Here is a 12,560-nt window from a genome sequence, read left to right on the forward strand (position 1 = left end):
GGAAGGTCGAAAATGGCGGGCCTTGCCGGCCCGCCCACTGCATTCAACGGTAGCTGATCCCCGGCTTGGCGGTAGAAACCCGCGTGCCGGCGGTGCCTTTGACAATTTCTTCAATGTTCTCCAGTGAACTGATCACCGCCACTTTGCCAGTGTGGCGGGCGAAATCACTGGCCGCCTGCACTTTCGGCCCCATTGAACCGGCGGCAAACCCTAGTTTTTCCAGTTCGTCAGGATGGGCCTGGGCGATGGCCTTCTGTGTCGGTTTGCCGAAATCAATGTACGCCGCATCGACGTCGGTGGCGATTATCAGAAGGTCGGCATCCAGCTGTTCTGCCAGCAACGCCGAGCACAGGTCCTTGTCGATGACCGCTTCGACACCTTTGAGCTTGCGGTTTTCATCGTACATGGTGGGGATGCCACCACCGCCGGCACAAATCACGATGCTGCTTTTTTCCAACAGCCACTTGATCGGGCGGATTTCAAAGATGCGCTTGGGTTTCGGGCTGGCCACCACACGGCGATACTTGTCGCCGTCGGGCTTGACCACCCAACCCTTTTCCTTGGCCAGGCGTTCGGCCTCGTCCTTGGCGTAGACCGGGCCGATGAACTTGGTCGGGTCCTTGAAGGCCGGGTCGTTGGCGTCCACTTCAACCTGGGTCAGCAGGGTGGCGAACGGTACTTCGAAGGCCAGCAGGTTGCCCAGCTCCTGTTCGATCATGTAGCCGATCATGCCTTCTGTCTCGGCCCCCAGCACGTCCAGCGGGTAGGCTTCATCGGGCTTGTAGGACAGGCCCTGCAGCGACAGCAGGCCAACCTGCGGGCCGTTACCGTGGGCGATGACCAGCTCGTTGCCGGGGTGGATCTTGGCGATCTGTTCGGTGGCGGTGCGGATATTGGCGCGCTGGTTGTCAGCGGTCATGGGCTCGCCGCGACGCAGCAGGGCGTTGCCGCCCAATGCAACAACGATACGCATGGGGAATGTCCTTTAACGTAAGAAGGGAACGCTGCTATTGGGCCGCGCCGCTCCCTGTGTAGGAGCGGGTTTACCCGCGAATGCGTCGGCAGCACCAGCATCTCAACCAGGGCTGACGCATTCGCGGGTGAACCCGCTCCTACACAGGGGAGCGGGGTGGCCGCGCTATCGAGTCAGCCCTTACAAGTCAGCCAGGGTCGAAACCAGGATCGCCTTGATCGTGTGCATGCGGTTTTCCGCCTGCTCGAAGGCGATGCAGGCTGGCGACTCGAACACGTCGTCGGTCACTTCGATGCCATTGGCCAGGTCCGGATACTGCTCGGCAATCTGCTTGCCCACCTTGGTTTCGGAGTTGTGGAACGCCGGCAGGCAGTGCATGAACTTGGTCCGTGGGTTGCCGGTGGACTTCATCAGTTGCGCATTCACCTGGTAAGGCTTGAGCTGCTTGATGCGCTCACCCCAGGCTTCGATCGGCTCACCCATCGACACCCACACGTCGGTGTGCACGAAGTCCACGCCCTTGACCGCGGCAACCGGGTCTTCGGTGAGGGTGATGCGCGCACCGCTTTCTTCCGCGTACTTCTTGCAGCGCTCGACCAGGTCGTCATGCGGCCACAGTGCCTTGGGGGCGGCGATGCGCACATCCATGCCGAGCTTGGCGCCGATCAGCAGCAGCGAGTTGCCCATGTTGTTGCGGGCGTCGCCCAGGTAGGCGTAGCTGATGTCGTGCAGCGGTTTGTCGCTGTGTTCACGCATGGTCAGCACGTCGGCAATCATCTGGGTCGGGTGGTATTCGTCGGTCAGGCCGTTGAACACCGGCACGCCGGCAAACTTGGCCAGCTCTTCGACGATTTCCTGCTTGAAGCCACGGTACTCGATAGCGTCGTACATGCGCCCCAATACGCGGGCGGTGTCCTTCATGCTTTCCTTGTGGCCGATCTGCGAAGAGTTGGGGTCGATGTAGGTGACGTTCGCCCCCTGGTCGTAGGCGGCCACTTCGAAGGCGCAGCGGGTACGGGTGGAGGTTTTTTCGAAGATCAGGGCGATGTTGTTGCCCTTCAGGTGCTGTTGTTCAGTGCCGGTGTACTTGGCGCGCTTGAGGTCGCGGGACAGGTCCAGCAGGTAACGCAACTCGCGGGTGGTGTGGTGTTCCAGGCTCAGCAGGTTGCGGTTGTGGATGTTGAACGCCATGACTTTTCTCCTTGAGTTTGGTGAACGCACCGGCCGCCGCTTTGTGAGGGCGGCCGGGGGTAATGGGCGTTAGTAATCGATAGGGTCGCGCACGATCGGGCAGGTCATGCAGTGGCCGCCGCCACGGCCCCGGCCCAGTTCGCCGGCGCTGATGGTGATGACCTCGATGCCGGCCTTGCGCAGCAGGGTATTGGTGTAGGTATTGCGGTCGTAGCCGATGACTACGCCCGGCTCGATGGCCACCACGTTGTTGCCGTCATCCCACTGTTCGCGCTCGGCGGCGAAGCTGTTGCCGCCGGTCTCGACCACGCGCAGCTTGACCCCAAGCTGCTCACCGACCACTTCGATGAACGACTTGTTGATGCGGCGTACATCCATGCCGTAGGGCTTGCCTTCGTCCGGGCGAATGATGAACGGCACGATCTCTTTCACCACTTCCGGGAAGACCGTGACCAGGTCGCGGTCGCAGAAGCTGAACACGGTGTCCAGGTGCATGGCCGCGCGGGACTTGGGCAGGCCGGCAACGATCACTTCCTTGACCGCGCCTTTGGCGAACAGGTTCTGCGCCAGCTGGCCGATGGCCTGGCGCGAAGTGCGCTCGCCCATGCCGATCAGCACGATGCCATTACCGATCGGCATCACGTCACCGCCTTCGAGGGTGGCGTTGCCGTGTTCCTTGTCGGGGTCGCCGTACCACACCTGGAAGTCGGCGTCGGTGAATTCCTTGTGGAACTTGTAGATCGCGGTGGTCAGCAGGGTTTCCTGGCGTCGTGCCGGCCAGTACATCGGGTTCAGCGTAACGCCGCCGTAGATCCAGCAGGTGGTGTCGCGGGTGAACTGGGTGTTGGGCAGCGGTGGCAGGATGAAGCTGGAGTGGCCCAGGTAATCGTTGTACATCTTGACCACTTCGGCGCCTTCGCTCTGTGGCAGGTCCTGGCCGGCCACGCCGCCGATCAGGAACTCGGCCAGGTGGCGCGGATCAAGGCCTTCGAGCCAGCTGCGCACTTCGTTGGTCAGCCCCACGCCGACGGTGTCGGGGGTGATCTTGCGGTCAAGGATCCACTTCAGGGCTTCGGGTTGCTTGACGATGTCGGTCAGCAGGTTGTGCATTTCCAGCACATCCACACCGCGCTCGCGCATCTTGGTGACAAAGTCGAAGTGGTCACGCTTGGCCTGGTCAACCCAGATCACGTCGTCGAACAGCAGCTCGTCACAGTTGCTCGGCGTCAGGCGCTTGTGCGCCAGGCCCGGGGCGCAAACCATCACTTTGCGCAGTTTGCCGGCTTCGGAGTGGACACCGTACTTCTGTTTTTCAGCGGACATGGTTTCATTCCTCCAATTGAACGAAGACGTGGGTCAAAGGGTCAGGAAGCCGTCATACAAGCCATAAGCTGCCACCAGGGCGCCGATGACCACGGCTGCGAAGATCAGTTTTTCCACGTTGGTGAAGATGGGTTGGCCGACTTCACGCTTGGCCTTGGCGAACAGGATCGCGCCAGGGGCGTAGAGCAAGGCCGAGAGCAGCAGGTATTTCACGCCGCCGGCGTACAGCAGCCAGATGGCGTACAACAGGGCGATACCGCCAATGATCAGGTCCTTCTTGCGCTCGGCCAGGGCCTGTTCGTAGGTTTCGCTGCGCAGTGCCAGCAGGAAGGCGTAGGCCGCCGACCACAGGTAGGGCACCAGGATCATCGAGGTGGCGAGGTAGATCAGCGACAGGTAGGTACTGTTGGAGAACAGCGTGATCACCAGGAAGATCTGCACCATGGCGTTGGTCAGCCACAGGGCGTTGGCCGGCACCTGGTTGGCGTTCTCGCGGCGCAGGAACTCCGGCATGGTGTGGTCCTTGGCGGCGGCGAACATGATCTCGGCGCACAGCAGCACCCACGACAGCAGGGCCCCCAGCAGCGAGATGATCAGGCCGACGCTGATCAGCACTGCCCCCCAGTGGCCGACCACATGCTCCAGCACGGCGGCCATCGACGGGTTCTGCAGCTTGGCCAGTTCCGGTTGGGTCATGATGCCCAGCGACAGCACGTTGACCAGTACCAGGAACAGCAGCACGGTGACAAAGCCGATGACCGTAGCCTTGCCCACGTCAGAACGTTTTTCCGCCCGTGACGAGAAGATGCTCGCGCCCTCGATGCCGATGAACACCCACACGGTGACCAGCATCATGTTGCGCACCTGGTTCATCACGCTGCCGAGCTCGGGTGTGCCTACCGCCCAGATGTCGGCGGTAAAGATGTCGAGCCTGAAGGCGAACAGGCAGATCAGGGCGAACAGCACCAGCGGTACCACCTTGGCCACGGTGGTGACCAGGTTGATGAATGCCGCTTCCTTGATGCCGCGCAGCACCAGGAAGTGCACCGCCCACAGCAACACCGACGCGCCAATGATGGCGGCGGGAGTGTTGCCTTCGCCGAAGACCGGGAAGAAGTAGCCCAGGGTGCTGAACAGCAGCACGAAGTAGCCGACGTTGCCCAGCCAGGCACTGATCCAGTAGCCCCAGGCCGACGAGAAGCCCATGTAGTCGCCAAAACCGGCTTTGGCGTAGGCATACACCCCGCCGTCCAGGTCAGGCTTGCGGTTGGCCAGCGTCTGGAACACAAAGGCCAGGGTCAGCATGCCGACCGCAGTGATGGCCCAGCCGATCAGAACCGCGCCAACCCCCGCGCTGGCGGCCATGTTTTGCGGCAGCGAGAAGATGCCGCCACCAATCATCGAACCGACTACGAGCGCAACTAACGCGCCGAGCTTTAGTTTTCCGGATGAATCAGACATTTAACAACTCCTGCCAGGAGAAAGTTGACGACAGAATAAATCCGACGCCTCAGCCATTCGCTGACTTGGGTCAGTTCATGGTGACGTGAAGTAGGAAAAATCCTTCACGGTGCTCCTGGAGAGTGCCGACAGCTTAAGCTGCAGGCCTTGCGCGCTGGCACCTCCATGTCTTTCTAGAGCAAACGCTCTGTTCAGCCTGCGATGCTTGAAGCTAGCCGCTTTTGTGGCTTTCGCAAATTTTTCACAAGAATTTTGAGTTTTATCAGGAACTTTTCTAGTTGCTGTCGAGCTGCTAGTTTCTAAGGAGGTCTGCATAGACAAAGCAGTTATGAGTGCTATAGCTTCAATGACCGTAATCCTTATAAGTAACAGCATTTATATGGCCCGCAAGGCTGTTTCAAAGGCATGACAGCGGGTAAAAAAACGGGGGACGCATGAGCGAACCGGGACAGAAGCTGCGCCTGGGCGCGCTGATCGCGCTGGTGGTCGGCTCGATGATTGGCGGCGGGATCTTCTCGTTGCCGCAGAACATGGCGGCACGTGCCGATGTGGGGGCGGTGCTGATCGGTTGGGGTATCACTGCGGTCGGCATGCTGGCCCTGGCCTTCGTGTTCCAGACCCTGGCCAACCGCAAGCCGGAGCTGGACTCGGGGGTGTATGCCTACGCCAAGGCCGGTTTTGGTGAGTACATGGGCTTTTCCTCGGCCTGGGGCTACTGGATCAGCGCCTGGCTAGGCAACGTCGGTTACTTCGTGTTGCTGTTCAGCACCTTGGGCTTCTATTTCCCGGTGTTTGGCGAGGGCAACACGCCAATCGCCATCGGCTGTGCCTCGCTGCTGTTGTGGGCGGTGCACTTTTTGGTACTGCGTGGCATCAAGGAGGCGGCGTTCATCAACCAGGTGACCACCGTGGCCAAGGTGGTGCCGCTGCTGATGTTCGTGGTCATTGCCGCGTTTGCCTTCCGCGCCGATATCTTCACCCGTGATATCTGGGGCTTGAGCAACCCACAGTTCGGTAGCGTGCTGGAGCAGGTGCGCAACATGATGCTGGTGACCGTGTTCGTGTTCATCGGCATCGAGGGCGCCAGTGTGTATTCCGGGCGTGCCCAGCGCCGTTCGGACGTGGGCAAGGCCACCGTAATCGGTTTTCTTGGCGTGCTGGCGCTGCTGGTGCTGGTCAACGTGCTGTCGCTGGGGGTAATGACCCAGCCCGAACTGGCCGGGCTGCAAAACCCGTCACTGGCCTCGGTGCTGGAGCATATCGTCGGCCCTTGGGGCGCCTTGCTGATCAGCCTGGGGCTGGCCGTTTCGCTGCTCGGCGCCTTGCTGTCGTGGGCGTTGCTGTGTGCCGAGATTCTCTACGCCACGGCCCGCGACAAGACCATGCCGCGCTTTCTGGCCAAGGAAAACGCCAACCAGGTGCCAGCCAATGCCCTGTGGCTGACCAACTGCATGATCCAGGGCTTCCTGCTGATCACGCTGTTCTCGGCCGGCACTTACACCAGCCTGATCTACCTGGCGTCGTCAATGATCCTGGTGCCCTACCTGTGGTCGGCGGCCTATGCAGTATTGTTGGCGGTGCGTGGCGAAAGTTATGCCGGGCAGCCGGGGCTGCGGCGCAAGGACCTGCTGGTGGCACTGGTCGCCTTGCTGTACGCCATCTGGCTGCTGTACGCCGGTGGGCTCAAGTACCTGCTGCTGTCGGCACTGCTATACGCCCCGGGGATCATCCTGTTTGCCAGGGCCAAGCACGAGCAGGGGCAAGCGCTGTTCACCACCTGGGAAAAACTGATTTTTGCTGCTGTGTTGGCCGGGGCGGCGCTGGCAGCCTACGCCTTGTACTCAGGGTTGCTGAGCTTGTGACGGGGCAGGGCAGGCGTGCTCCGGGCGCGACCAGATCCACAGGTTGCCCAGGGTCATGCCGGCGATGGCCAGGAACACTGGCCAGTGGTGTTCCAGAAAGGTCAGCATCAGGCCGGCACACAGCAGCATGCTGAGGGTGGCGCTGACCTTGGCCCGTCGCTGGATCACCTTGCCATTGCGCCAGTTGTACAGGATCGGCCCGAACAGCCGGTGGTTTTCCAGCCAGGCCGAGAGGCGCGGTGAACTGCGGGTTGCTGCCCAGGCGGCCAGCAGGATGAATTCGGTGGTCGGCAGGCCAGGGATGACGATCGCGACCAAACCCACCCCCAGGCTCACGTAAGCCAGTATTCCATACAGCAGGCGGGCGAGTTTCGAGCGGGCGGGTCGGGTCATGGTCTCACTGCATAAAACGGTGCGGCCACCGGAAGGGTGGCCGGCTATGGCGTATCAAACCAGCGCGGCATCTGCAGCATAGGCGTGCTTGAGCAGCTCGGTGAAGCGTTCGAAGGCGGCGACTGCACCGCGCTCGGCAGCGGCTTCCTCTTCGGCCGACAGCTCCAGGCCATCAAGGATGCGGGTGAACTGCTTCCAGCCTTCGGCACGGCCACCGGCCGGTTCGCCCAGGTGGCGGGCACCGAAGCTGTCGGACAGTTCCAGCGCCACGGCACGCTTGATCAGAAACGCAGCGCCCAGTTTGGAGCCTTCGGAGACGAAGATCCAGCCCATTGCCTCGCCCAGGCTCGGTTTGCCCAGCGCACCGGGCACGGCGGCCGGTACTTCGGTGTCGAGGTCGGCGAGGTCCAGGCGGGCTTGCTCGGCCCGGCAGCGCTCGGCCAGGTCGGGGACGATGGCGATCAGTTGCGGGTCGTTGTACAGCGCCTGCAGTTCGGACTGGAACAGGTACTGGGCGACGACGAAGCGGGCGAAGCTCTCGCGGCTGTCGAACGGCTTGTGGGATTTGACCAGGGCATCCAGCTCGGCGTGCGGGGCGTGGGTGATCTGGTTCAGGCGCTGGGAGCGCAGGGCTGGGCGGTCGGTCATGGGGCAGTCCTTGGAAAAAGGGGCGTCTAGATACAAGACGAAACAGCGGGGGCGGGACAGTAAAAAAAGCCGGTATTTGTGTTTGCGGTGCCGGCCCTTTCGCGGGTGAACCCGCTCCCACAAGGATTACGCAGACTTATGGCCTGTGATTTCTCTGTGGGAGCGGGTTTACCCGCGAAGAGGCCGGTACAGGCGAACGGGATCAGATATCCCAAACCACATTGATACCGAAGTTGCGCCCCGGCATGCTCAGGCGGTCGATGTTGGCGGGCTGGGTCACAGCCGCTTCACCCTGGCCGTCGTAGCTGCGTACCGAGTCCCACTGCCAGTACTTCTTGTCGGTGAGGTTGTACAGCCCTGCGTTGATGGTGACGTCGTCGGTAACCTTGTAGAAGCCGGTCAGGTCCAGCACGCCGTAGCCTGGGGTGCGGAACTTCGAAGTGGAGCCGTCGGGCGAATAGAAGGTGCTGTCGTCGACACGGGTCTTGCGCTTGACCAGCGTCCAGCTCAGCAGGCCGCCGTAGTTCTGCTGCTCGTAGCCCAGGCCAAACACACCCTTGAGCGGGTTGACGGTGTTCAGTGGCTCGCCGGTATCGTCGTTGCGGCCATAGGTGTAGGCAATCGAACCCTGGGTATACAGGCCCTGCGGCGCACCGAAGTGGTCCAGGTTCAGGCGGCCTTTGACCTCGGCGCCCTTGATGGTGGCGTGCTTGATGTTGTTGGCCTGGAAGGTCTGTTCCAGGTTGGCACCTTGCACGGCGTCTTCGTCGATGAAGTCGCGGTACTTGTTGTAGAACACCGCCACGTCGAAGTTGCCGGCGTCGAAGTTGCCGCGCAGGCCGGTTTCGTAGCTTTTGCTCTTCTCCGGCTCAAGGTTCGGGTTGCCTTCCACGCGGTAGCCTTGCTCGATGTTCTCGAAGCGGCCGTACATGGCCTTGGCGGTCGGGGTGCGGAAACCTTCGGCGTATTGGCCGTACCAAGTGTAGTTGTCATTGAAGGCATAGGTCAGGCCGAACTTGGGCGAAACGCGGTGCCATTTCTTGTCCGAGTCGTCCTGCGAGGTTGGCGCCGTACCGGTGGATGCCAGGCCACGCAGGAATTCTTCGGTGAACTTCGGTTCCATGCGCGTGTAGTCGTAGCGTGCGCCTGGCATGAAGGTCCAGTTGTTCCAGCGGATTTCATCCTGCACGAACAGGCTGTAGGTATTCACGGTCGGGTCCGGGAAGTCGCTGACCAGGGCCTGGCCGTCAGCCGGGCGCTCGGCACCGGCGGCAGAGCAACCGGAGCCCACGGCCAGGCAGGTGCCGGTACCGCTGCGCGATCCGGTGACCTTCTCGTGCTTGAGCGTGGTGCCGTAGGTCAGCAAGTGGTCGGTGGCGCCGATGCTGAAGGCCTTGTCCAGCTGGGCGTCGAATACCCACTGGCGGTCCTTGTAGGTGGTGTCGCGGGTACGCAGAACCTGGCGGCCAGGCGGCGCGTAGACTTCCTCTGTGTGCTGGTCGGTCTTGGCGATCTGGTAGTTCAGGCTCCACTTCACATGGTCGGCGACCAGCGAATCGAGGCCGAACTCATGGTTGATGCCGTAACGCTCGCGGGTGATGGTGTCGTTACCGGTACGTGCCTTGTAGTAACCCATGCCACCAAAGCCTGGAATGAACGGCCCGCCCACTGCGCTGAGGATGTTCTGGTCGCGGTCGTCCTTGTAGCGCTCGTAGGTGAAGCCCAGGCGCGCGTCGTCGGCGTAGTTCCAGCCCAGCTTGGCCAGCACGTTGGTGGTGCGTGCGTCCATCGGGTTGGCTTCGGTACGCGACAGGCCATCGCCACTGTGGTGGCCGTGGGTTTCGGTTTCGTGGCCATTACGCTGGCTCAGGTGCAGCAGGCCATCGAAGTCACCCTCGCGACCGGCGACGGTGGCCGAGGTCAGCCAGCTTTCGTCAGCCGAACTGTAGCCGGTCTTCAGGCGTGCACCGACGTCCTTGCCCGGCTTGATGATGTCGTCCGGGTCGAGGGTGAAGTAGCTCACCGCGCCGCCGATGGCGTTGCTACCGTACAGCACCGAGGCCGGGCCGCGCAGGATTTCCACGCGCTTGACGATTTCCGGGTCGACATAGTTGCGCTGGGTTTGCGCGTAAGGGCCGTAGAAGAAGCTGTCGGGGATCGACACGCCATCGACCTGGGTGAGGATCCGCTCGCCGTCGATACCGCGGATGTTGTAGCCGTTCAGGCCGCTGCGCTGGCCGGTGCCGGATACCGACACGCCTGGCTCGTAGCGCACCAGGTCCTGGATATTGTTGACGTTCTGCCGGTCCAGTTGCTCGCGGGTCTGCACGCTGACGGTGCTGGGTACCTGGCTGACGTCCTGGGCGCTACGGGTGGCGCTGACGGTTACCTGTTGCAGGGCGATCACGTTGCTGCCGGTCTGGCGCTCGAGGACCACATTGCCGTTGCTGATCTTGCGAAAGCTCAGGCCAGTGCCGTGCAGCAGGCGCTTGAGTGCGGCATCTGGCGGCAGCGAGCCCTGTACCCCTGGCGACGCCACGCCGTCGGCCAGTTCGGCACTGAAGCCGACCTGCCAGCCGGTGACCTGGCTGAAGGCGTTGATTGCCGATACCAGCGGCTGCTGGCCGATGCTGAAGCGGTAATCGCCCATGCGTGGGCTGCTGGCCTGGGCCGGTTCGGCGGCCAGCGCCGGCAGGCTGCAGGCACCGCTGGCCAGTAGGGCCAAGGTCAGTAGGGACAGTTGCCCTGTACGGCGGGGTAGGGTGGACGAGCGGGTAGGACCTGTGGACATCGGAAGCGCTCCCAGACGCGCGGGCTGTTATAGGTGATGGCTGTTCTCGTTTTCAAACAAGAATCAGTTGCATTGGCTATAACGAGACGGGTGGGGGGGCGTGACCGCGTAAAAATAATTTGGAAGGCGCTCACTGGCAGTCTGCGAACCCTGTGGGAGCGGCTTTAGCCGCGAAGAATCCAGCGCTGTGCATGGCACCGGCTTTGCCGGTGTTCGCGGCTAAAGCCGCTCCTACAACGATGTGTGTGGCTGATGCGGTCAGTTCAGGATCACCAGCGCCGGGTACTCATGCAGCTGGGCCGAGGTGATGTGGGCCAGCGCGCGCAGGGTTTCCAGCGGCTGGTCGAGGCGGTAGTTGCCGGTGACGGCAACGTCTTCCAGTTGCGCATTGCGGTTGATGATCCAGCCCGGGTAGTAACGCCGCACTTCGGCCAGCACCTGGCTCAACGGGCAGTTCTCGAACACCAGGCGGCCGTCGATCCAGGCCAGGTCCTTGTGCATGTCGGGCCGCTGGCGCTGGCCAAAGCCCTGCGGGCCGACGCTGATGCTGTCGCCGGCACTCAGGCGAATGCGCTGGTCGCGTGCGCCCTGCAGGTCGACATCGCCGCGCTGCACCCGCACCTGTGCTTCGCCGTCAAGGTAGCGCACGGCAAAGTCGGTGTCGCGTACCTGCGCACGCAATGGCCCCGCCTCCACTTCCAGCGGCAACAGTGCGCCAGCGGAGACCTGGAAGTACGCCTCGCCCTGCAGCAAGCGGGCGACCTGGCGCCCGTCACGACGGTCGCTGGCAAACGCCGAGTTGGTGTTGAGCAGTACTTTTGCGCCGTCTTCCAGCTGCAGGCGCTGACGTTCGCCTACCACGGTCAGGTGGTCGGCCTGCAGGCGCGTGGGCAGGTTGCCGACGGTGAACAGCCCGACCAGCAGCACAGCTGCGGTGGCCAAAGGCTTCCAGTGGCTGCGCAGGCGCCCGCGCCACGAGCGGCGCTGCTGTTGGTGCAGCTGCGTGGCCACCTGGTGCAGCGGCGCACCGTTCCACAGCGCTTCTGCCTCGACGTAGGCCTCGGCGTTTTCCGGTGCGGCGCTCAACCACGCTTCAAACGCCTGGGTGTCTTCGGCATCGGCACATTGCAGACGTACCAGCCAGTCCAGCGCCTCGTCCATGGCACGAGCACGGGCGCTGGGCCCGGCAGGTGACGGGCGAGGGGCAGGGCGGTCGGTCACGGTGAATCCTTGGATGGTTTTTTGCGAATGATCAAGGCTCGGGCAGAGTGTGGCAAGCGCTTTGCGCTACCGCTCGCCTGTTCGCGGCTCACTTGAGGCGATCGGCTACACCCATGCAGATGGCCATGATCAGTTTCAGTTCCTTCTGTACCGTGCTGGCCGAAACATTCAGTTGTTCGGCAATTTCCAGGTAGGTGGCGCCATGCAGGCGGCTGAGGATGAAGATGCGCTGCTGGCGCTCGCTCAACTGGTTGAGGCTGACACTGAGGTGCCTGAGCAGCTGTTCGGCATGGGCCGCGTCCTCGCTGCTGCTGGCCGGGGCGGCGACGCTGTGCAGCACCTCGTCGGGCACGTCGTCGACCAGCATGCGCGCCTGCACACGGCGTGCGCGCAGGTGGTCGAGCGCCAGGTTGCGCGCCGTCTGGAACACGAACGGCTCGATATGCTCGATCGGCCGCTCACCCAGGGCACGGGACACCCGCAGGTAGGTTTCCTGCAGCAGGTCCTCGGCCGTGCTGGGGTTGCCGACCATGCGCTGCAGGGTGCGCAGCAGGGTAAGGCGCTGAACGAGGAAGACAGAGTTGAACCGGGACTGACTCACGGGGGGACCTGGCCGACGAAAGGTTAATGATAATGCTTATCATCTGTGCCGAAGGTCAAGTGTGGAAGTGTTAGGAAAAGGTAAAGATTGTGAGTC

Annotated in this window: 10 protein-coding genes; 1 reads left to right on the forward strand and 9 read right to left on the reverse strand. The window is 62.5% G+C overall.

Annotated elements, in window-relative coordinates; all coding sequences use genetic code 11:
* Nucleotides 1–43: 43 nt before the first annotated feature.
* The 4 genes from arcC to arcD (IAE39_RS05610) form a co-directional block, all read right to left on the reverse strand.
* Complete coding sequence (arcC, locus tag IAE39_RS05595; RefSeq protein ID WP_201200098.1) at nucleotides 44–973, reverse strand: carbamate kinase; 930 nt, start codon at nucleotides 971–973, stop codon at nucleotides 44–46.
* 180 nt (nucleotides 974–1,153) lie between these two features.
* On the reverse strand, nucleotides 1,154–2,164 hold the full coding sequence (locus tag IAE39_RS05600) for an ornithine carbamoyltransferase (RefSeq protein WP_016713102.1): 1,011 nt from the start codon (nucleotides 2,162–2,164) through the stop codon (nucleotides 1,154–1,156).
* A 69-nt stretch (nucleotides 2,165–2,233) separates the two neighbouring features.
* A complete protein-coding gene (gene arcA / locus IAE39_RS05605) occupies nucleotides 2,234–3,487 on the reverse strand; it encodes an arginine deiminase (RefSeq protein WP_201200100.1) in 1,254 nt (417 codons plus the stop codon).
* Nucleotides 3,488–3,520: 33 nt separating this feature from the next.
* Complete coding sequence (gene arcD, locus IAE39_RS05610; protein ID WP_201200102.1) at nucleotides 3,521–4,948, reverse strand: arginine-ornithine antiporter; 1,428 nt, start codon at nucleotides 4,946–4,948, stop codon at nucleotides 3,521–3,523.
* Nucleotides 4,949–5,382: 434 nt separating this feature from the next.
* Between arcD (IAE39_RS05610) and arcD (IAE39_RS05615) the strand changes: the two genes are divergently transcribed.
* On the forward strand, nucleotides 5,383–6,810 hold the full coding sequence (gene arcD, locus IAE39_RS05615) for an arginine-ornithine antiporter (protein ID WP_201200103.1): 1,428 nt from the start codon (nucleotides 5,383–5,385) through the stop codon (nucleotides 6,808–6,810).
* Here arcD (IAE39_RS05615) and IAE39_RS05620 read toward each other — a convergent pair.
* The 5 genes from IAE39_RS05620 to IAE39_RS05640 all read right to left on the reverse strand — a co-directional run bounded on the left by IAE39_RS05620 (nucleotide 6,790) and on the right by IAE39_RS05640 (nucleotide 12,464).
* The gene (locus IAE39_RS05620; protein ID WP_201200104.1) at nucleotides 6,790–7,203 is read right to left on the reverse strand and encodes a YbaN family protein; all 414 of its coding nucleotides are present in this window, start codon (nucleotides 7,201–7,203) and stop codon (nucleotides 6,790–6,792) included. The two genes, arcD (IAE39_RS05615) and IAE39_RS05620, sit on opposite strands and share 21 nt — an antisense overlap.
* Before the next feature lie 54 nt (nucleotides 7,204–7,257).
* The gene (locus IAE39_RS05625) at nucleotides 7,258–7,851 is read right to left on the reverse strand and encodes a biliverdin-producing heme oxygenase (RefSeq protein ID WP_201200105.1); all 594 of its coding nucleotides are present in this window, start codon (nucleotides 7,849–7,851) and stop codon (nucleotides 7,258–7,260) included.
* A gap of 202 nt (nucleotides 7,852–8,053) precedes the next feature.
* Nucleotides 8,054–10,642, reverse strand: coding sequence for a TonB-dependent receptor (locus IAE39_RS05630; RefSeq protein ID WP_201200106.1), 2,589 nt, complete (start codon nucleotides 10,640–10,642; stop codon nucleotides 8,054–8,056).
* 258 nt (nucleotides 10,643–10,900) lie between these two features.
* Nucleotides 10,901–11,863, reverse strand: coding sequence for a FecR family protein (locus IAE39_RS05635; protein WP_201200107.1), 963 nt, complete (start codon nucleotides 11,861–11,863; stop codon nucleotides 10,901–10,903).
* An 88-nt stretch (nucleotides 11,864–11,951) separates the two neighbouring features.
* Nucleotides 11,952–12,464, reverse strand: a complete 513-nt coding sequence (locus tag IAE39_RS05640; protein WP_201200108.1) for an RNA polymerase sigma factor — start codon at nucleotides 12,462–12,464, stop codon at nucleotides 11,952–11,954.
* Between the last annotated feature and the right edge of the window lie 96 nt (nucleotides 12,465–12,560).

Origin of the sequence: Pseudomonas sp. S37 (assembly GCF_016658545.1) — a bacterium.
In the GTDB taxonomy this organism is placed as follows: domain Bacteria; phylum Pseudomonadota; class Gammaproteobacteria; order Pseudomonadales; family Pseudomonadaceae; genus Aquipseudomonas.